The organism is Sporichthya brevicatena, from assembly GCF_039525035.1.
GTDB lineage: Bacteria > Actinomycetota > Actinomycetes > Sporichthyales > Sporichthyaceae > Sporichthya > Sporichthya brevicatena.
Genome location: NZ_BAAAHE010000007.1, coordinates 238,786 through 258,085 on the forward strand (window position 1 = coordinate 238,786; position 19,300 = coordinate 258,085).

Below are 19,300 nucleotides of genomic sequence, written 5' to 3' on the forward strand. Positions count from 1 at the left end.
CCGCAAGACGCCCGTTCGCGCGCCTCGGAACGCAGGAGGGCTGTGCCGTGGAAGCACGGGTGCATCGGGTTCTGATCTGGGCCGGACCGGCCATGGTGGTGCTGTGGGTCGGCGCATTCGTGCTGGTCGCGGGGTTCATCCCGCCGCACGACCCGGGCCTGGACCCCGATCAGATCGTCGGCAAGTACGCCGACCACACCGGAGCCATCAAGCTCGGCATGGTCGTGTCCATGGCCGGCTCGGCCCTGCTCGTGCCGTGGGCGATCGCCATCTCGGGCCAGCTCAAGCGGATCGACGGCGCCCGCGGACTGGCGGACGTGCAGATGGCGTCCTGTGCGCTGCTCTCGCTGGAGTTCATCACGCCCATCGGTGTCTGGATGGCGACCGCGTTCCGTTTCGACGGCCGCGCCCCCGACGTCACCCGGGCCATGAACGACCTCGGCTGGATCCTGTTCATGACCGTCATCTGGTCGGCCTGGGTGCAGATCCTCGCCATCGGAGCGGCGATTCTGATTGACCGTCGGGACGAGCCGATCCTGCCGCGCTGGCTGGGCTACCTGAACCTGTGGGTCGCCGTCCTGATCCTGCCGGCCGGCACCGTTCTGTACTTCAAGGACGGTCCGTTCGCCTGGAACGGACTGCTCGGGTTCTACCTGCCGCTGGCCGCCTTCTGCGCCTGGATCGCTGCCACGACCTGGTGCGTGCACGAGGCGCTGAACCGCCAGATCGCCGAGGGCAGTGAGCCGGGTGTCCGCGCGGAGCTGGTCCCGGTCCGGCCACGGGTCGATGCCGTCAACTACTGACGGCACCTCAGATTGCTTAGTTGAAGATTCCCTACTCCCAGGAAGTCGGCCATGATCGTTGCTGCCCTACCTCTAGAACGGGACATCACCCAGATACCGACGATCTCGCCCGAGCGGGCGGAGGCTTTCACCACCGGTGGAGTGATCGTCTCCGCGTTGATCGTGCTCTTCGCGTTCGTCGAACTCGCGCGCCGTCGTTCTCCGCTCCTCCTGCTCTGCCTGGTCGGCAGTCTGGGATGCAGTCTCAGCGAACCGATCTGGGACGCCCTCGGCGGCGTTCGCTTCTTCCACGGGAACCACACCGCGTGGACGCAGTTCCCCGACCTGGCCCAGCCGATCCACTACCCGTGGTGGACGATGTGCACCTACACCGCGTTCGGTGGTCTCGCCTGCTACGCGTTCTACAAGGCCTTCGCCACGCGGAGCTGGCGGATCTTCGTCGGTGCGTTGATCGGCCAGGCCGTCTTCAACATCTTCCTCGAGGGCTTCCTCCTCACCAGCCTGTACGACTACTACGGCGAGCAGCCCTGGCGCGTCGGCACCGACTTCCCGCTGTGGTGGGTGCCGGTGAACTACGGCGAGATGCTGGCCGGCTTCCTGCTCTTCCTCGCGATCCAGTACTGGGGCCCCGCCAAGGGTGGGCTCGCGGCCATCCCGCTCGTCGTGTGCAGCTTCTCGGCCTGGGAACTGTGGGCCGGCTGGCCGACCTACGCGGCCATCAACCTGGACATCCCCGGTGGCTGGCGTGTGCTGGCGGCCTTCACCAGCACCACGATCGCGGCGAGCAGTGCCTACCTCATGGGCAAGTACCTGTTCGGCCCGGTGACGCGCGAAGCGCTCGTCGCGGTTCCGCGACCTGAGCGGGAGGCCGTTCCGGCCTGAGGCCTCTTCTGGCCCGAGGAGTAGTGGAGCGGCGACTGCCGCCGGCGTCGTCGCCGCTCCACTGCGGGGGCACTGATGGCTCGCCTGCGGCGCGCTGCCGTGCGCCGCCCACGCAAGCACGACGTCAGGCGCCCCCGCGCGCCCTTTTCCGGAAGAAGGATCGGATGTCTCGAGTGCTGTCGACCCGCCGCGCGTCGACTCGCGCCGCTCTCGTCGCGTGCGGCGTCTGCCTGGCCCTGGTGGCCGGGTGCGGGAACCGGGTGGATCACGAACGGGTCGTTGCGGTCGGCAACGGGTACGGCCCCGTGGACGCGGCCCGGAACAACCAGGGTGCAGTCGTGCCGGGGGCCGCCGCGCCCGGGACCGGCGCGGTGGCGGCCGACGTCCCCGCTCCGGGGGCCCTCGCTGCCGATGTCTCCGAGGCCACCGCGTCGGTGGTGACCGCGCCGGGAACGGCGGACCGCGTGGCCGCGCCCGCCGGGTCGAAGAGCGTGGCGGCCGCCGATCGGACGGTGGCCACGCAGGCGCAGGCGGCGACCTGCACGGCACCGCTGGCGCCGATCGTCCTGGGGCAGACGCTTGCCTCGTCCGGGCTCGTCGGTGCCGCGATCGCCGGCCTGCGTACCGGGCTCGCGGTCTGGGCGAAGGACGTCAACTCTCGAGGTGGCGTGCAGTGCCACCCCGTGCAGCTGATCCAGCTCGACGACGGCTCCGACGCGGCTCGGGTGTCGGCGAACTGGAACTCGATGGTCCACGACCGCGGCGCCGTGGCGATCGTCGCTTCCGGCGCTCCCGTCGCGAACGCAGCGCTGCGCACGGCGGCGGAGCGGGACAAGGTTCCCGTGGTCGGCGGCGACCTCACGACGGTGGACTGGCTGCAGAGTCCGTACCTGTTCTCCACGGGCGGCTCGCCGTTGACCGCCTACGACGGCAGCGTGATCGACGCGTCGAAAGCGATCGGCGGAGCGGTCAAGGCCGGCATGGTCTACTGCGTCGAGGCCTCGATCTGCACGAGCCTGCGGAACAACTTCCCGAAGAGTGTGGAACGAGCCGGCGTCGAGTTGGGTCCGGTCATCGCGACGTCGCTGACCCAACCGGACTTCACCGCCGAGTGCCAGCAGCTCAAGTCCGCGGGCGTCAACCTGTTGTGGGTCGGGCTGGACGGGTCGGCCGCGATCCGCGCCGTTCGATCCTGCTCGTCGTTGAACTACACGCCGGTCATCGCGACGGGGTCGATCGCGGTGAGCGCGGCGGCCGCGGCCGACAACGGCCTGCGACGGAACACCATGTATCTCGGCACGCAACTCGTTCCCTACACCGTCACCGATTCGCCGGCTGTCAAGGCGTTCACCGACGCGATGCGTCGCTACGCGCCCAGTGCCGTCCTGGAGCAGAACGCGCTGTTCGGGTGGGCGGCCGGCAAGTTGTTCGAGGCTTCCCTGGCCAACGTCGCCGACAAGGCGCGGGCGGGTACCGTGACCACGGCGATGATCCTCGAAGGCCTCTGGAAGGTGAAGACGGAGAGGCTCGACGGACTCAGCCCCGGAGTGACCTTCAGCGAGGGCAAGCCCGCGGCGAACGTGGACTGCTACTACGGGCTCAAGCTCGACGTGAACGGATTCTCCGCGGTGAGCGGCAGCAAGCCGACCTGTTTCGGTGCCAGCAAGCGGCTGGAGAAACCTGCGGCGCAGGCCCCGGTGCCGGACACCGCGCTCGGGCGTCAGGAACAACCCACATGAGGAGTCGAATGAGTGCAGGAGAGCAGTTGGCGGCACCGACGTGTCCGTACGCTCCGACCGACTTCGGTCGCTTGTACGAGTTGGAGCCGGAGCTGGTCCGATGCCCCTTCCCGCTCTACGACGTGCTCCGCGACCGGGAACCTGTCTGGTTCGACGCTCGTCTTGACGCCTACGTGGTGACTCGGTACGCGGACGTGATGGAGATCCTGCGGGACCCTCTGACCTTCTCCTCGGCGATGGCCAGTGGGCCGACGTCGATCACGGGTCTGGCGCAGCGGATCGTGGACGACCCCGCCCGTCCGGAGCGATTGCGGAACCAGGCGGCCCGACGGCTGCGGATGGCCGAGACGCCGGTGCTGCTGCTGGCCGACCCGCCGCAGCACAAACGACAGCGCGCCCTGGTGGCCTCGGCGTTCAGTCCCCGCCGGATCGCGGCGTTGGAACCTGAGGTCCGCGAGCTCGCCGCCACGATGATCGACGGGTTCGCCGCGCGCGGCGAGGTCGAGTTGGTGCGGGAGTTCGCGCTCCCGCTGCCGATGACGGTGATCGCCACCATGCTCGGTGTCCCGCCCTCGGACCTGGCCGACTTCAAGCGGTGGGCCAATGCGTTCACGGCCGGAGTCGGGTCGGCCGACAAGCCGGCCGCGGAGGTCGCGCAGATGTTCGCGGACATCGACGCGTTCTACGACTACTTCACCGAGCAGATCGCCCGTCGGCGGGCGCGTGGGCAGGACGACCTGCTCACCGACCTGGTGCACGCGCGAATGGACGGCGTCGAGCCGCTGACCGACGACGAGATCCTTCTGATGCTGGCTCAGTTCCTGGTCGGCGGACACGAGACGACCACGTTGATGATCACGTCGATGATGCATCGCTTCGCGACCGAGCCGTACCTGGCGGCGCGGGTGCGCCGCGAGCCGGAGCTGCTCCCGGCCCTGCTGGAGGAAATGCTTCGGCTCGAGGCGCCGGTGCAGGGCATGTTCCGCTCCGCCACCCGCGCAACGCGGATCGGTGACGTGGACGTGCCCGCGGGGGCATTGCTGTGGCTGGTGTTCGGCTCGGCGAATCGCGACCCCGAGGCCTTCCCCGACCCTGACTTCCTGTCGTCGGAGGCTCGGCGCACGCCGCACCTCACGTTCGGCCGGTTCGAGCACTTCTGCCTGGGCTCGAGCGTCGCGCGGCTGGAGCTGCGAGTCGCGGGTGAACTGCTGCTCGATCGGCTTCGCGAGATCCGCCTGGCCTGTGAACCCCATGAGCTGGAACGGCACCGCAGCTTCGTACTGCACGGCTACCCGGAGCTACCGCTCCGTTTCACCGCCGCACCGTGATCTGGAGGCACCATGGCACGGCACCTGTTCGGCGACTTCGATCATCAAGCCGTGGTCGGAGCGTTCCGGCCCGACCCGGAGACGATGCGGGTCGAGGACCCGCAGTTCGGGCTACCCCTGCAGGCCACGTACATCTACGGCTTCTTCTCGGACGACCACGGCGCCACCTTCGGTGTCGAGCGCAAGTTCGTCGGCGGTCTCACGAGCGGCTGCTTCGTCCTGCGGGAGGACTACGAGACCGGCGAGCTGGGTCTGTCGCCGGCGACCGGGCGCAGCGCCCGGGGAGAGGTCCGTCGGAAGCTCGACGGTCCGGAACGGGTCTGGTCCGACCCGGTGTTCTCCCGGCTGCCCGAGGGGATCGGCAACGAGGACGAGCAGTCGATGGAGCTGCGCTGGCGGCACGAGTCCATCAGCTACTCGGAGGGCGACATCCTGACGCTCGCGGGTCCCAGTGCCGGGCTGGGTATCCAGGTCTTCTCGGCGTCGCGGGCGCACCCGATGCTCTACACCGTCATCTGTCACTGGGCGTCCGGCACCGTCCTCGGCCGACCGGTGTCCGGCCCGCTGTGGATGGACAACGCCTACTGGGCGCACGGTCGGGACTACAAGGACGACGTCTACTGGAAGTCGGTGGAGGTCTCCTGGCAGATCTTCTGCAACCGGTTCACGGACGGCAGTCTCGAATGGGGCCACTTCGTCACCGGGCGGGACGGATTCACGACCGGTGCGGTGGTCAACGGCGATCGACTGGTGGCCTCGACCTCAGGACTTAGGACCAAGTACGCCCTCGACGACGCCGGGTGGCCCACCTCGGTGGCGTACGACGTGGGTGACCTGCAGTACGAGTTCAGTGGCCCGGTGAGCGGGCGGATGACGCAGTTCTCCGCGGCCCGCGGCCCGGAGTACCGGGCGCAGACCGGGCAGACCCGTCGCCTCAACGACCGGCGCGAGATCGCCGACGGTCACACGTGGCTGGAGAGCTTCGCCGACCGTATCGCGGCGGACGGCCTCGCCTGACTGCTCGAATCTGATGTCTCGTCAGGTCGAGATCCGCCCTGGCAGGAAAGTCTAGTTCTCAGTAGTCTGGTGGTCGACTTTCTAGCGCGCGGAGGCGGAATGGCGAAGGGCCTGCTCATCGTTCTCAGCGAGCCTACGGCGGGGGCGGACGAGGACGAGTTCAACCGGTGGTACAGCGAGGAGCACGCTCCCGAGATGATCGACCGCGGCGCGGCGGTGTCCTTCCGGCGCCTGCGTGCGAGCGGGATCCCGCTGGCGGCGGGAATTCCGGAGCCGGCCACCTACGTCGCCGTCTACGAGATCGAGGCCGAGACGGCCGAGGACGTCGAGGCGATCAAGGCGCAGTTGGGGCGGACGAAGCACCTGAGTCGTGGCATGAGCTCCACCCTGGACCTCGCGTCGATCCGGGCCGCGTTCTATCTCCCGGTGGACTGAGTTCGTGACGGTGACGGTGCGTCCGTCCGGGATCCGGCTGGAGCCGAACCCCGACGAGACGGTCTTTCGTGCCGCTGCTCGGCAGGGCTACCGCTGGCCGACGATCTGCGGGGGCAACGGGACGTGCCGGACCTGCGTCATGACCGTCGAGTCCGGCCGCGAGAACTGCGGCCCGATCGGTGACCTCGAGGCCGAAGGTCTCGACGCGCTCAAGGAGGCCAAGGACGGCGGACTACGGCTCGCGTGCCAGACCACCGTGACCGGCGACGTCGTCGTCACCAAGCGGGGCGTCAAGAAGTGGCCGAACGAGGCGGCGTCATGAGGGTGCGGGTGCTTCTGGGAATGCTCGGGGTCGACGTGCACTCGCGCGGTCTGCGTACGGTGTCGCGGATCCTGCGCGACGCCGGGGTCGAGGTCATCTACCTGGGCGAGCACAACAGCGCAGCGGGCATGGCGGCGGCCGCGGTCGCCGAGGACGTCGACGCGATCGGGGTCAGCTTCAGCGTCAGCACCTACACGCACTACGTCGCGGACCTGACGGCCGAGTTGCGCCGCGTCGGGGCGCAGGACATCCCGGTGATGGTGGGCGGGCTGATCCACCCCGAGGACGTCGAGCACCTACGCTCGCTCGGCGTCGCGGTGGTGTTCGGCCCGGACTCGACCCCAGACGCGATCCTGGACTACGTCGGCGGACTGGCGAGGGCGCTGTGAGCGGCCCCGACGAGCGCCGGCCGTTCCCCGAGGTCGACGACGCCCACCTGCGGCTCTCGCGCACGCGCACCTGGGGCGGGTTGGAGACCGACGGGGCGTACGGGCCGGCGGAGCCGGACGAGATTTACGTCGAGAACCTCGGCGACCCGGGCCAGTTCCCGTTCGCGCGCGGGTCGTACCCGCAGATGTACCGCAGCCGGATGTGGACCCAGCGCACGATCGTCGGGTACGGGACTCCCGCCGACACCCGCGCCGGGCTGGAGGCCGCCCGCGCCCAGGGCGCGACTGGCCTCGACGTCGTCCTCGACACGCTGAGCCAGGAGGCGCTCGACCCGGACCACCCGATGTTCGGGCCCGAGGTCGGCAGTGAGGGCTGCTCGCTGACCTGGCTGCCGGACCTGGAGGTCCTGCTCGACGGCATCGACCTGACGACGACCGACATCGCGTGGCACGCCACCGTCGGGCTGTACCCGTTGGTTCTGGCTTACGCCGAGCAGCAGGGCTACGACCTGACGCGGCTTCAGGGGTCGCACATGCCCGACCACGTGACGCTCACCCTGTCCGGGTACGGCGAGAAGCTGCTGCCCGTCGATCTGGCGCAGCGGGCGACCGTGGACGTGTTGGAGCACGTCGCCCGGTACACGCCGCGGTGGGCGACGGGGTTCCCGCAGTGCTACAACCTGCGCGAGCGGGGCCTGACGCCGGTCTCGGAGATCGCGGTCGGGATGGCGATCGTCAACCAGACCCTCGCTGACCTCGCGGTGCGTGGCATCGACGTCGATCAGATCGCGCCGTCGATGGCGTGGGTCTCGACAGCGGACGTGGACCTGTTCGAGGAGGTCGCGAAGTTCCGCGCGCTGCGCCGGGTGTGGGCGCGCACGATGCGGGACCGGTTCGGTTCGCAGGACGTCCGCAGCCAGCGGTTGCGCATCGCGTGCCACACCTCGGGTCGTTCGCTGCCGTACCAGCAGCCGCTGAACAACCTGGCGCGGGCGACGGTCCAGACGCTCGCCGCGATCCTCGGTGGGGTGCAGTCGGTCGAGACGTGCACCTACGACGAGCCGGTGTCCATCCCGACCCCGGAGGCGCGTGAGCTCGCGATCCGCACCCAGCAGATCCTCGCCCACGAGGTCGGGGCCGCGCGGACCGCGGACCCGCTCGGCGGCAGCTGGTACGTCGAGGCGCTGACCGACGAGCTCGAGGCCGCGGCGCTCAAGCTGCTCGGCGAGATCGAGGCGCAGGGCCTGCTGCCGGCGGTCGGGTCGGGCCGGCTCGAGGAGCTGATCGACGATCACAACCACCGCGTCGAGCGGGAGATGCAGGCCGGGGAGCGGCTCAAGGTCGGGGTCAACGCGTTCCGCCCGACGCACTTCACCCCGCCGCCGCGGTTCCAGGTCGATCACGCCGCGGTCGCTGCCCACCTCGCGGCGTTCCGCGAGCGCAAGGCGGCGCGGGACCTCGAACCGGTGCGAACCGCGCTGCGCGACGTCCGCGGCGCGACCGCGGCCGGGGAGAACGCCGTCCCCGCGATGGTGCGCGCCTTCGCCGCCCTCGCCACCACCGGAGAGGTGTGGGGCGCGTTCCGGCTCGGCCTCGGCCACCCCTACGACCCGTTCGGCGCGACGGAACCGCCCGTCCCGCTTGATTGATGGAGCCTCAGATGCCGTTGTCGTACGTCGAGGCCGACCGGTCGGTGGAGCTGCGCGACATCACCGTCGGCGGGGTGCTGCGGGAGGCCGCGGCCGAGGTGCCGGACGCCCCGGCGTTGCTGAACGGGGCCGCGGACCCGGCCGAACGGCGGCGCTGGACCTATGCCGAGCTCCTCGCGGCGGCGGAGAACGTGGCCGCCCGCCTGCTGGAACACCTGGAACCGGGGGAGCGGCTCGCGATCTGGTCGGTGAACCTCGCCGAGTGGGAGCTGGTCCAGTTCGGGGCGGCGCTGGCCGGGATCCCCGTCGTCGCGATCAACCCCGCCTACACCGCCGCGGAACTGGAGTACGTGCTCGGCCAGTCCGGGTCCGTCGCGATCGTCCTCGGGCCGCCGCACCGGGGGACCGACCCCGCCGTCGAGCTCGCGAAGGTGCGCGACCGCCTGCCCGCACTGCGCGCGACGTTCACGCTCGACGCCGGCAGCGACCTGTTCGCGTCGGGGCCCCCGGCGACGCTCCCGGACGTCGACCCGTCGAGCCTGGCGATGATGCAGTACACCTCCGGCACCACCGGCCGGCCCAAGGGCGCGATGCTGTCCCATCGTTCGCTCTGCAACAACTCGCGGCTGTTCAACCGCCGCCTCGGCCTCGACGGCGCGGGATCGTGGGTGAACGCGATGCCGATGTTCCACATCGGCGGCTCGTCGTTCGGGGCCATCGGGTCGATGTGGAGCCGGGCCGCGCACATCATCACGACCTTCGACCCCGCGCTCATGCTCGAGCTGATCGAGACCGAGCGGCCGGCGTTCCTCCCCAGCGTCCCGACGATGCTGCTCGCGATGTCCGAGCACCCCGATTTCGCCAAGCGCGACCACTCCTCGATCCAGGTGATCATGGCCGGCTCGACGACGATCCCGGCCGAGCTGATCCGCCGGGTGGAGAAGGAGTGGGGCGCGAACTTCGTCCCCTGCTACGGCCAGACCGAGTGCAGCGGCGTCATCGTGCAGGGGATGCCGACCGACAGCCCCGAGGACAAGTCCGCGTGGGCAGGCCGGCCGCTGGAGCAGGTCGAGGTCCGCGTCGTCGAGCCCGCGACCGGGCAGGTCGTCCCGCACGGTGAGGTCGGGGAGTTCCACGTCCGCGGCTACACGACGATGGACGGCTACTTCGGGATGCCGGCCGAGACCGCGGCGACGCTCGACGCCGACGGGTGGCTGCACACCGGCGACCTCGGCGTCATGGATCCCCGTGGCTACTGTCAGGTGACGGGGCGTCTGAAGGACATGATCATCCGTGGTGGGGAGAACATCTATCCCCGCGAGATCGAGGACCGACTCGTCGAGCACCCCGCGATCAGCGAGGTCGCCGTGATCGGCGTCCCCGACGAACGCATGGGCGAGGAGGTCGCCGCCGTCGTCCGCCTCGCCCCCGGCGCCGAGCCCGACCCCGAGGCCTGGCGCGCCTTCGCCCGGGAGGCCCTCGCCGGCCCGAAGGTCCCCCGCCGCTGGTTCGTCGTCGACGCGATGCCGACGACCCCGTCGGGGAAGATCCAGAAGTTCCGGCTCCCCGATCTCCTCTCGGACCCCGCCGCCGCCCGCGACGTCACACCTCCGAGGCCCGCGTAGGGCAGCAGCAAAGTGCTGCAACTGTCGCTAGAATGCTGACATGGCCTCGATCACCGTCCGCGACCTTCCCGACGACGCGCGGGACGAGCTGGCAGCGCGCGCAGCTCGCAGCGGGCGTTCTCTGCAGGAGTATCTGCGCCTTCAGCTGATCGCGCTCAGTCGACGCCCCGACCCGGAGACCTTCGCCGCTTCGGTTCGTGAGCGGAAGCGGCGCACCGGAAGCACCGTGTCCACGGAGGACATCCTCGCGGCGCGAGATGCCGATCGCCGGTGACGGTGGTCGTCGATGCGTCCGTGGTCGTTGCCGCGCTGATCGACAGCGGTCCAACCGGGACGTGGGCGGACGCGCTGCTGGACGGGGACGACCTCGCCGCGCCTCACCTGATGCAGGTCGAGGCCGCGAACATTCTTCGCCGTTGTGAGATCACCGGTGCCGTCGAGAAGGACACAGCGGTGCTGGCTCACGCCGACCTGCTTGCGCTGCGGGTCGCCCGATTCCCCTACGACCCCTTCGCGGATCGCGTTTGGGAACTCCGGCACAACCTGACTGCCTACGACGCGCTGTACGTCGCCGTCGCGGAGGCGCTCGGCGCCGATCTCGCGACACTTGACCGACGTCTGGCCTCAGCCACCGGACCGCGGTGCGGTTTCCTCGTGCCGCCCACGGCCTGACGTAAGTCTCAGCGGGAGGCGCGGCCCAGGTGGGGGAGTTCGTCCGGGGAGATCTCGCGGACGACGGTGTGCTCCTCGCCGAGGTGGACCTCCTCGCCGGTGAGGAGGCCGGTGTCCGGGTCGATCGGCCAGACGATCAGCGACTGGTACGTGACGTGGTACCAGCGGCCCGGCTCGACGGGGGTGGAGACGCGACCGAGGAGGTCGGCCCCGTCGAGGACGTGGTGGATGACGCCGTCGGTGACGACGGTCGACGCGTCCGCCACGACGCGGGAGAGCACGTAGTCGAGCCGGTTCTTCCCGCTGCCGCACAGGGCGTCGTAGAACCCGCGGACCTGACCGGTGCCGTCGAGCACCGAGCGATTCGTGCCGACACCCCAGAACCGGTAGGTCGGGTGCGGCACCAGCGTCGCGAGCACGCCCTCGATGTCGCCCTCCACCTCGGCGACCACGTGCCGCGCGACCATCGTCAGCGCGTGCTTCACGCGATCGTCGGTTGCGGTCTCGATCGCGTCGAGCAGGGGCTGCCAGCCGGGTTGCGTCACGGCGCGATTGTCGCGCGCCCGGCGTTGAGGACGACCGTCTCCTCCCCGGTGCGGACGCGGAAGCGCACACCGCCGTCGACGTTCCAGAGATCGACGTGGAGGGTGTCGCCGGGGAAGACGGGCTTGGCGAAGCGGGCGTCGATGGAGCGGACGCGGTCGGGGTCGCCGCCCGCGGCGGCGTGGAGAACCGCGCGGCCCGCGAAACCGTACGTGCACAGCCCGTGGAGGATCGGGCGGTCGAAGCCGGCCTTCGCCGCGTAGGCCGGGTCGGAGTGCAGGGGATTGCGGTCGCCGGAGAGGCGATAGAGCAGCGCCTGGTCGCGGCGGGTCTCGTAGCTGACGGTCTCGTCGGGCTTGCCGGTCGGCTCGTCCTCCTCGACCGACGGGCCGCGCTCGCCGCCGAAACCGCCGGCACCGCCGATGAACACCGTCATGCGGGTGCGGAACAGGTCGGTGCCGTCGGGCGCGGTGGCCGTCGACTCCGCGGTGATCAGCGCGGCCTTGCCCTTGTCCCACAGCTCCGCGATGCGCGAGACCACCGTGGCCTCACCCTCGACCGGCACCGGAGCGAGCAGTTCCACGCCCTGTGCGGCGTGCACGAGGCGCACCCAGTCGATCTTCCCCGCGAGCTTGAGCGAGGCCGCGGTCGCGCCGAGGCCGAGGACGACCGGCTGCGTCGGCAGCATGCGCTGCTCGAGACCGCGGGTGTTGTCGGTCGTGAAGGCGAGTTCGTCGGTCCCGGCCCCGACGCCGAGGGCGTAGAGCAGGCAGTCCTTCGACGTCCAGCGAATCGACTGGGGGTCGGCGGTCGCGCCGACGGAGGTGGGGTCGAGCGTCACGTGATCAGTCCGTCCTCGGAGATGCGGTCGGCGAACGCCTCCAGCCAGGTCAGGCCGTCGACGAGTTCGCGGGAGTCGCCGACCAGGCGGGTCTGCCCGAACTGGGCGCGGTAGTTGGCCCAGCGCGAGGCGGAGAACTGCGTCATCCGGCCGGTCGGCGGGCCGGTGAACTCGTACTGCGCCGAGCCGAGGTCGAACGAGGCGGCCTTTGGCCAGGCCCCGTCGTCGACGCTGAACTTCGCGTGCAGATCGGGGGTGGACGCGACGATGTCGTCGGAGCTCACCACGATGCCGGGGGTGAACCCCTCCCGGCCCATGACGAGGTGGCCCCACTCGAACGTGCCGTCCGCGAACTTGTTGCAGAAGACGTGCCAGGCCACCTGCAGCCCGTTGAAGTAGCCGTACTCCTTCCATTCCAGGCCGTGGACCCAATAGGAGTTGTCCATCCAGAGCGGTCCGGCGACCGCGCGGCCCTGGAACGTCCCGGAGACCCAGTGACACGTCGACGTGTAGAGCATCGGGTTGGCGCGCGAGGCGACGTAGAACTGCACGCCCAGCCCCGCGCGGGGGCCGGACAGGTCGAGGATGTCGCCCTCGCGGTAGCTGATCGCGTCGCCCGTCCAGCGCAGGTCCATCGGCTGCTCGCCGGCGGGCACGGTGCCGGCGGGGAGGCGCTGGAACACCGGCTCGTGCCAGCGCCGCTCCGGACCCTCCAGCACACGCCGGAGCTCACCCCGCGCGCTGCGGCCGGAGTCGGGGTGGACGTTGAGCTCGTTGCCCGCGTCCCCGTCCTGAGTCATGACGAAGCAGCCGCTGGTCAGGGACCCGACGAACTTCCGCTCGATGGCCGAGACCAGGCCCGATTCCTCCCGGAAGAAGCCGTACAGCCACGTCGCCTGCAGCGGGAGACCGTGCTGCATCTCCTGCACGGCCATGGTCTGCGGGTCGGGCCGGAAGGCGCCGACGGTGACGCGGTGGTCGAAGTCGCCGAACAGGAACCTGGGCACAGCGTCTCCCCTCGGGCTGCGGGCTGGGCACCAATAAAAGTCTGTGTTACAACTATTTGCCACGCAACTATTCCGTGAGCTGGACCACGATGGCGAGGTCTTCCGCGATGTCGACACCCATGCCCGTTCGCAAGGTTCGATCGCCCGAGGAACGGGCTCGTACCCGCGCGTTCGCGCTGACGATCTTCGGGTTCTTCGCCGTGCTGGCGGTGCTCGACCTGCTGATCACCGGGCTCACCGACCCGCCGGCCGCGGTGCCGGACCTCGTGATGGACGAGAACACCGGCGTCCCGCCGGTGCCGACCAACGCGGACTTCCCGTACGACCGGACGCACAACGTCATCGCGATCGTCCTGCTCGGTGGCCTCGGCCTCGCCGGCCTGCTCGTGTGCCTGCGCGAGCTGATCAAGAAGGGCGACTGGCTGCCGCTCTGCGCCAGCATCGGCACCGTCATCATCGTGGTGCCCGAGGTCTTCCTCGACGTGATCGGGATGGTCTACTACCCGGTCGACGACGCCGACAACGCGTTCACGCTGTTCGGCCGTCAGATGGGCTGGTTCATCGTCGCCGGCTGGTTCGGCGCCGGTGCGTTCGCGGTCACGATGCTCAAGATCCTGCTGACGCGGCCCACGGCGAAGCAGGTCTGGATCATGCTCGGCTTCACCGGCCTGAGCTACACGATCTTCGAGGAGCTGTTGGTCGGATCCAACGGCATCTACCACTACTACGGCAACCAGCCCATGTGGTGGAACGAGCTGCCGATCTGGTGGACCCCGTGCAACACCATCGGCTGCGCCCTGCTGCCGGCCGCGTTCGCCTACCGCTACCAACACCACCTCAAGGGCTGGAAGGCGAGCGCAATGCTCGTGGCGGTCCCCGCGTCCGTCGGCGGCGTCTACGCCCTCATCGGCATGCCGAGCTGGATCGTCGTCAACGGCGACTACAACTGGTTCCTCACCGAGCTCGCCGGCCTGAGCACCTGGGCGCTGGGTATCGGCCTGATCGCGGTCATCATGAACCTGTTCCTCGGTTACCAGCCCTTCGACCCGGAGAGCCGCCCGTGGGACCTGTCGGAGAACGCCGACACCGACGTCCCGAGCGCCCGCTCCGAGACGGTCGGCGTCTAGTGCCCGAGATCTCCGACCCCACGCTCGGCACCAGCGAGCCGGGCCGCTACTGGACGACCACCAACCTCGGGGAGGCGGCGCCCGACGTTCTCTCCCCGCTGGACATGAGCATCTGGGGCGAGACTGCCGAACGCGGCTGGCTCTACTCGATGAAGGTGTTCGGCGTCCTGCCGCCGTCGGCGAAGGCGTCGCCGGACGTCAACGACTGGGGCCTGTCGATCTTCTACGGCCGCCCGGCGCTGAACGTCGACGCGATCCGCGGGATCGTCGTCAGCCTGCCCGGGGTCTCCGGTGACGACTTCGAACGCGACCTGTGCGGCAGCGTTCGCCCCGACGCGCCGCCGGTGAAGGGCAAGAAGTCGCGGCTGCCGGTGATCGCCGTGAAGGCGCCCCGCGCGCTGCTGCGCCAGGGCAAGGTCATGCACGCCAACTACGCCGAGACGCGGGCGTGGTGGGAGCGCGAGGTCTACGGCGACGGCGGCACGGCCCCGGCCATCGAGCGACTCGTCGCGGCGCGGGACCGGTTCGAGAAGGTGTTCGCCGACCACTGCGCCTGGCGCTTCGTCTTCTCCGGTGCGCAGAGCGCCATCACCGACCTGGCGAAGAAGGCCGGCGATCCCGCGCTGGGAACGCGCTTGATGTCCGGGGTCGGCGAGGTCTTCGAGACCAAGATGGCCGACGACCTCTGGAAGGTGGCGCAGGGTCAGCTCGAGGAGGCGGAGTTTCTCCGCCTCTGGGGCTACCACGGCCCGAACGAGGGCAACGCCGACGCGCGCGTCTGGCGCGAGGACCCGGCCCCGGTGCGGGCGCTGGTGAAGTCGTACCAGGGCCGCGCGGACGTCGAGCGGCCCCGCGACCGTGAGGGGCGCTCGGTGGCCGCCGGCGCCGAGGCCGAGAAGGCGCTGCTCGCGGCGACGCCCGCGGCCAAGCGTCCGGCCATGCGCTGGCTGATGAAGCGGACGCGCAACATCGTGCGGACGCTGCAGGTCGGCAAGGCCGCGTACCTGATGTGCATCGACGGAGTTCGTCGCGCCGCCCGCGACTTCGGTGCCGAACAGGTCGCCGCCGGCCGCCTCGCGCAGGTCGACGACGTGTTCTACCTGCAGATCGAGGAGTGCCAGGAACTCGCCGCCGGGCGGCTGGAGAACGTCGCCGAGATCGTCGTCGCGCGCCGTGGGTACCGGGAGGCGCACCGCAAGGTCGAGCTGCCGGTGTTCTTCCGCGGCATGCCCGAGCCGATCGTGCCCGAGGCACCCGTCGAGGGTGACCGGGGTGCGGTCGAGATCTCCGGCTCCGCCTCCGGCGGCGGTCAGGTCGAGGGCCGGGCGCGTGTGCTGCTCGACGTCAACGACGCGATCGCACTCGACGACGGTGACATCCTCGTCTGCCGGTTCACCGACCCCAGCTGGGCGCCACTGATGTCGCTGGCCGAGGCGCTCGTCATCGATGTCGGAGGCTCCGCCTCGCACGGCGCGGTCGTCGCCCGCGAGCTCGGGATCCCTTACGTGATCGGCACCGAGCGGGGGACCAGCGTCCTCCGCGACGGCGACCGCATCCTCGTCGACGGCGAGAACAACGTGGTGCGCGTGCTGGCCTGACGTTCCGTCAGCCTTGGTCGACCCCGCTGGCGAGCTCGGTCAGGACCTCGACGAACTCGTCGCGGGTCAGACCGGTGCCGCCCTCGACCCAACGCGAGACGGCCTCGGTCGCGCCGGCGACGAGGACCTGCGTGGCGAGCCGGGCCCGGGGGCTCGGCTCGGTCAGGCCGAGGACCTCGTGCGCGACGAGGTCGGCGTAGACGTCGTAGGCGCGGCGCCGCAGGTCGTGCAGCGAGGGCAGCGCGGCGGCCTCGACGAAGAGACGGGCCAGGCGCGGGTCGTCCATGGTGTCGGCGAGCATCCGCGCGGTGAGGCGCGTGCGCTCGCGGGCGTCGGGTTCGTGCGCGATTGCGGTGCGGATCCGCTGCAGCAGCGCGACGTGCAGGTCGTCCAGGGCCGCGCAGAGGATCGCGTCCCGGTCGGCGAACGCCTCGTAGAAGTAGCGCTTGGTGAGTCCGGCCTGCTCGCAGATCGCGCCGACGGTCGTCCCGGCGACCCCGGACCGTCCGACGACGTCCAGGCACGCCTGCAGCAGCTGCTCCCGGCGTTCGCTGCGCCGGTTGTCGGCGCTGACGCCCCGATACGGCCGGTCCGTGACGGTCACCCGGCCATCGTGGCACGCACATCCCGTTGCGTCCGGCCAACGGTGGGTTATAGGCCCCACTTTGCCGGACGCACGGGTTCAGTCGCGGCGGTAGGACGGGTCCGTGCGGTCGCGCGCGGCCGGGGCGGTGCCCGGGGGAGTGGCGACGAAGCCGGTCTGCTCGGTCTGCCACTCGGAGACCAGCGTCCGGTGGGCGATGCGCCAGCCGGCGCCGGGGCGGTCCTCGAAGCGGTCGACGTAGCGGGCGCCGAAGACCTTGAGCGAGCCGCCGCCCTTGGTGACGTGGTAGGCGATCAGGTAGCTCTCGACGTGGGCGACGCCGCCGTCCTGCTCGATCGTGATGTTCGTGAGCGTGTGCATCGTCGAGTCGAAGCGCTCGGCCAGGACGTTCAGGACCCAAGTGATGTAGTCCTCGACCGAGCCGCGGAAGACGTCGCCGTGGTCGTCGTAACCGTCGGAGTGGTACGCCGAGCGGATCAGGTCGGCGTCCATCCGGTCGATGCCGCGGCAGTACCGGTGCAGCGCCTCGGTGATGTCCGCGCGGACCTTCTCGCTCATACGCTCACCGGGTCGAAGACGACGTTCAGTCGCGTCAGATTGTGCTGGACGAGGTTCGGCGCCCATTGGCCGGCGTCCTCGTCGGGGGCGAGCGCGAGGTTGCGGGTGCGCGCGAGCAGGGTCTCGAGAGCGATGCGCGCCTCCGCCCGGGCCAGCGGCGCACCGAGGCAGAAGTGCGGCCCCTGCGCGAAACTGAGGTGGCGTCGGCCCTCGGCGCCGCGGTCGAGCCGGATCTCGTCGGGGGTGGGGAACTGCGCCTCGTCGCGGTTGGCCGAGCCGTAGACGAGCCAGAGGAAGTCGCCGGCCCGAATCGGCACGCCACCGACGGTGGTGTCCCGCATCGCCTGGCGGAACAGGCCCTGCACCGGCGGTTCGACGCGCAGCGTCTCCTCGACGAACGGCGGGATCAGCTCGGGGTCCGCGCGGAGCTCGTCCTGCAGCTCCGGGCGTCGGCAGAGCATCCAGATGCACGAGGCGATCAGGCTGTTCGTCGTCTCGTTGCCGCCGATCAGGAAGAGCGTCAGCATCTGCAGCCGCTCCTCGTGGCAGAGATCGGCCTGCGCGACGTCGGTGACGAGGTCCTCACGCGGGTCGGCGAGGCGCTCGGACATGCGTGCCTCGAAGAAGTCGTAGCACTCGTCGAGGGAGAGGATCAGCGCCGAGATCTCCTCGACCGACAGGTTCGGCCGGCCGTTCGCGCGGACGAAGGCGTCGGACCAGCGCTTCAGCGTCGGGATGTCCGTGCCCTCGATGCCGAGCGCGCGGGCGATGACGGTCATCGGCAGCGGGGTCGCGAGTTCGGCGACGACATCGGCCTCGCCGCGGGCGACAAAGGCGTCGACGAGACCCTCGGCCAGCTCACGGATCGGCGGCTCCAGGAGCGCGACGCGACGCGGCGTGAAGACCTTGTTCATCATCTTGCGCTGCTCGCCGTGGCGGGGCGGGTCGCAGTTGACGAGGGCGGCGCCCTTCTCGGCGATGCCGATGCGGCGCACCGCCGCGGCGCGGACGCGGTCGGAGTACTGCGGGTCCTCGGCCGCCGCGACCGCGAGGCTGGTCGCGGCGCCGGGGCCGGACTGCTTGCGCGAGGAGAAGTCCTCCGGGCGCAGTAGGACGTCGAGGATGTCGGCGTGCCGGGTCACGGCGTACGCCGTCAGGGCGGGGATCCACTGGACGGGGTGCTCGCCGCGCAGGTGCTCGTAGACCGGGTACGGGCAGCGGACCAACTCGGGCGTCGCCGCGGCGAACAGGCCGTCGTGGGGGCAGGTCTCGGTCACGCCCCGAGGTTATCCCAATAGTCTGGCACTAGACCATTGAGTGCGCGAGTTTCTGTGCGTAGGGTCGGGCCCGTGAGTGATCCCTTCCGTCTCGACGGCGAGACCGCCCTGGTCACCGGGGGAACGAGCGGGATCGGCGCGGCCGTCGCCCTGCTGTTCCGCGACCGCGGCGCCGAGGTGGTGGTGTGCGGGCGCAACGTCGACCGAGGCAAGGCGTTCGAGGCCGAGACGGGGATCCGGTTCGTCGCCGCCGACGTGACCAGCGAGGTCCAGGTCTCGGCGGCGATCGCCGCGTGCGGGCGACTCTCGGTGCTGGTCAACAACGCGGGGCCGACAGACCTGCTGCACACCCGCAGCGTCGACGGGCCGATCGGCGAGATGACGCCGGAGAACTGGGCCAAGCTGCTCGACGCGACTCTGACCGGCGCTTATCTGACGACCCATCATGCGCTGCCGCTGTTGATCGCCGCGGGGCGGTCCGCGATCGTCAACATCTCTTCGATCGCGGCGACGCAGGCGATGCCGGGCTTCGACGCGTACTCCGCGGGCAAGGCCGGCCTGGAGGCGATGACGCGCTCCCTCGCCGCGGGCTACGGGCATCTCGGGGTGCGCGCGAACGCCGTGCGCGTCGGTTCGATCCGCGTCGACCACGGTGACGGCGAGCGACGCCGCGGCGTCGAACCGGACCCCCGGCCCGACGCCTGGCGACGTCCGGAGCCACCGAAGGCGGGTGCGCCCGACGATGTCGCGCACGCCGCGCTGTACCTGGCCTCGCCCGCGAGCGCCTACGTCACCGGCGTCGTGCTGCCCGTGGACGGCGGCCTGGAGATGCGGTCACTCATGCCCTGGCAGACCGCGCGGCCGGGGGACTAGACAGACCGGAC

Annotated in this window: 21 protein-coding genes; 15 read left to right on the forward strand and 6 right to left on the reverse strand. The window is 70.4% G+C overall.

Annotated features, from left to right (window positions below):
- Positions 1-47: 47 nt before the first annotated feature.
- The 12 genes from ABD401_RS04315 (at position 48) to ABD401_RS04370 (ending at position 10,861) form a co-directional block, all read left to right on the forward strand.
- The gene (locus tag ABD401_RS04315; protein ID WP_344601972.1) at positions 48-803 is read left to right on the forward strand and encodes a hypothetical protein; all 756 of its coding nucleotides are present in this window, start codon (positions 48-50) and stop codon (positions 801-803) included.
- Positions 804-854: 51 nt separating this feature from the next.
- On the forward strand, positions 855-1,685 hold the full coding sequence (locus tag ABD401_RS04320; protein WP_344601974.1) for a hypothetical protein: 831 nt from the start codon (positions 855-857) through the stop codon (positions 1,683-1,685).
- Between the two features lie 164 nt (positions 1,686-1,849).
- Entirely contained in the window at positions 1,850-3,424 is a 1,575-nt protein-coding gene (locus ABD401_RS04325) for an ABC transporter substrate-binding protein (protein WP_344601976.1), read from the forward strand.
- Positions 3,425-3,432: 8 nt separating this feature from the next.
- Positions 3,433-4,752, forward strand: coding sequence for a cytochrome P450 (locus ABD401_RS04330; protein ID WP_344601978.1), 1,320 nt, complete (start codon positions 3,433-3,435; stop codon positions 4,750-4,752).
- Between the two features lie 12 nt (positions 4,753-4,764).
- Positions 4,765-5,769, forward strand: a complete 1,005-nt coding sequence (locus tag ABD401_RS04335) for a hypothetical protein (protein ID WP_344601980.1) — start codon at positions 4,765-4,767, stop codon at positions 5,767-5,769.
- A gap of 99 nt (positions 5,770-5,868) precedes the next feature.
- Positions 5,869-6,204 (forward strand): hypothetical protein, encoded by a 336-nt coding sequence (locus tag ABD401_RS04340; RefSeq protein WP_344601982.1) that lies wholly within the window; start codon positions 5,869-5,871, stop codon positions 6,202-6,204.
- 4 nt (positions 6,205-6,208) lie between these two features.
- A complete protein-coding gene (locus tag ABD401_RS04345; RefSeq protein ID WP_344601984.1) occupies positions 6,209-6,526 on the forward strand; it encodes a 2Fe-2S iron-sulfur cluster-binding protein in 318 nt (105 codons plus the stop codon).
- Positions 6,523-6,915 carry a cobalamin B12-binding domain-containing protein gene (locus tag ABD401_RS04350; RefSeq protein WP_344601986.1) on the forward strand — a complete coding sequence of 131 codons (393 nt, stop codon included), beginning with the start codon at positions 6,523-6,525 and terminating at the stop codon, positions 6,913-6,915. Before ABD401_RS04345 ends, ABD401_RS04350 begins: the two co-directional genes overlap by 4 nt.
- Positions 6,912-8,564, forward strand: coding sequence for a methylmalonyl-CoA mutase family protein (locus tag ABD401_RS04355; RefSeq protein WP_344601988.1), 1,653 nt, complete (start codon positions 6,912-6,914; stop codon positions 8,562-8,564). Before ABD401_RS04350 ends, ABD401_RS04355 begins: the two co-directional genes overlap by 4 nt.
- 11 nt (positions 8,565-8,575) lie before the next feature.
- On the forward strand, positions 8,576-10,189 hold the full coding sequence (locus ABD401_RS04360; protein ID WP_344601990.1) for an AMP-binding protein: 1,614 nt from the start codon (positions 8,576-8,578) through the stop codon (positions 10,187-10,189).
- Between the two features lie 40 nt (positions 10,190-10,229).
- Positions 10,230-10,463, forward strand: coding sequence for a FitA-like ribbon-helix-helix domain-containing protein (locus tag ABD401_RS04365; RefSeq protein ID WP_344601992.1), 234 nt, complete (start codon positions 10,230-10,232; stop codon positions 10,461-10,463).
- Positions 10,460-10,861, forward strand: coding sequence for a type II toxin-antitoxin system VapC family toxin (locus ABD401_RS04370; protein ID WP_344601994.1), 402 nt, complete (start codon positions 10,460-10,462; stop codon positions 10,859-10,861). The genes ABD401_RS04365 and ABD401_RS04370 overlap by 4 nt, the downstream gene beginning before the upstream one ends.
- A gap of 8 nt (positions 10,862-10,869) precedes the next feature.
- Here ABD401_RS04370 and ABD401_RS04375 read toward each other — a convergent pair whose 3' ends face one another.
- The 3 genes from ABD401_RS04375 to ABD401_RS04385 are packed head-to-tail and all read right to left on the reverse strand — an operon-like array spanning position 10,870 to position 13,252.
- Positions 10,870-11,406, reverse strand: a complete 537-nt coding sequence (locus ABD401_RS04375) for a nuclear transport factor 2 family protein (RefSeq protein ID WP_344601996.1) — start codon at positions 11,404-11,406, stop codon at positions 10,870-10,872.
- On the reverse strand, positions 11,403-12,245 hold the full coding sequence (locus ABD401_RS04380) for a MaoC family dehydratase (protein ID WP_344601998.1): 843 nt from the start codon (positions 12,243-12,245) through the stop codon (positions 11,403-11,405). The genes ABD401_RS04375 and ABD401_RS04380 overlap by 4 nt, the downstream gene beginning before the upstream one ends.
- A complete protein-coding gene (locus ABD401_RS04385; RefSeq protein ID WP_344602000.1) occupies positions 12,242-13,252 on the reverse strand; it encodes a hypothetical protein in 1,011 nt (336 codons plus the stop codon). The genes ABD401_RS04380 and ABD401_RS04385 overlap by 4 nt, the downstream gene beginning before the upstream one ends.
- A gap of 107 nt (positions 13,253-13,359) precedes the next feature.
- Here ABD401_RS04385 and ABD401_RS04390 point away from each other — a divergent pair, with 107 nt between their 5' ends.
- Both ABD401_RS04390 and ABD401_RS04395 read left to right on the forward strand, forming a co-directional pair.
- Entirely contained in the window at positions 13,360-14,379 is a 1,020-nt protein-coding gene (locus tag ABD401_RS04390; RefSeq protein ID WP_344602002.1) for a hypothetical protein, read from the forward strand.
- Entirely contained in the window at positions 14,379-15,977 is a 1,599-nt protein-coding gene (locus ABD401_RS04395; RefSeq protein ID WP_344602004.1) for a PEP-utilizing enzyme, read from the forward strand. Before ABD401_RS04390 ends, ABD401_RS04395 begins: the two co-directional genes overlap by 1 nt.
- 7 nt (positions 15,978-15,984) lie before the next feature.
- Here ABD401_RS04395 and ABD401_RS04400 read toward each other — a convergent pair whose 3' ends face one another.
- The 3 genes from ABD401_RS04400 to ABD401_RS04410 all read right to left on the reverse strand — a co-directional run bounded on the left by ABD401_RS04400 (position 15,985) and on the right by ABD401_RS04410 (position 18,416).
- Positions 15,985-16,581 carry a TetR/AcrR family transcriptional regulator gene (locus ABD401_RS04400; protein ID WP_344602006.1) on the reverse strand — a complete coding sequence of 199 codons (597 nt, stop codon included), beginning with the start codon at positions 16,579-16,581 and terminating at the stop codon, positions 15,985-15,987.
- A gap of 78 nt (positions 16,582-16,659) precedes the next feature.
- Positions 16,660-17,139, reverse strand: a complete 480-nt coding sequence (locus ABD401_RS04405) for a nuclear transport factor 2 family protein (protein WP_344602008.1) — start codon at positions 17,137-17,139, stop codon at positions 16,660-16,662.
- Positions 17,136-18,416, reverse strand: a complete 1,281-nt coding sequence (locus ABD401_RS04410; protein WP_344602010.1) for a cytochrome P450 — start codon at positions 18,414-18,416, stop codon at positions 17,136-17,138. Before ABD401_RS04410 ends, ABD401_RS04405 begins: the two co-directional genes overlap by 4 nt.
- 72 nt (positions 18,417-18,488) lie before the next feature.
- Here ABD401_RS04410 and ABD401_RS04415 point away from each other — a divergent pair, with 72 nt between their 5' ends.
- The gene (locus ABD401_RS04415; RefSeq protein WP_344602012.1) at positions 18,489-19,289 is read left to right on the forward strand and encodes an SDR family oxidoreductase; all 801 of its coding nucleotides are present in this window, start codon (positions 18,489-18,491) and stop codon (positions 19,287-19,289) included.
- The last annotated feature ends 11 nt before the right edge of the window (positions 19,290-19,300 follow it).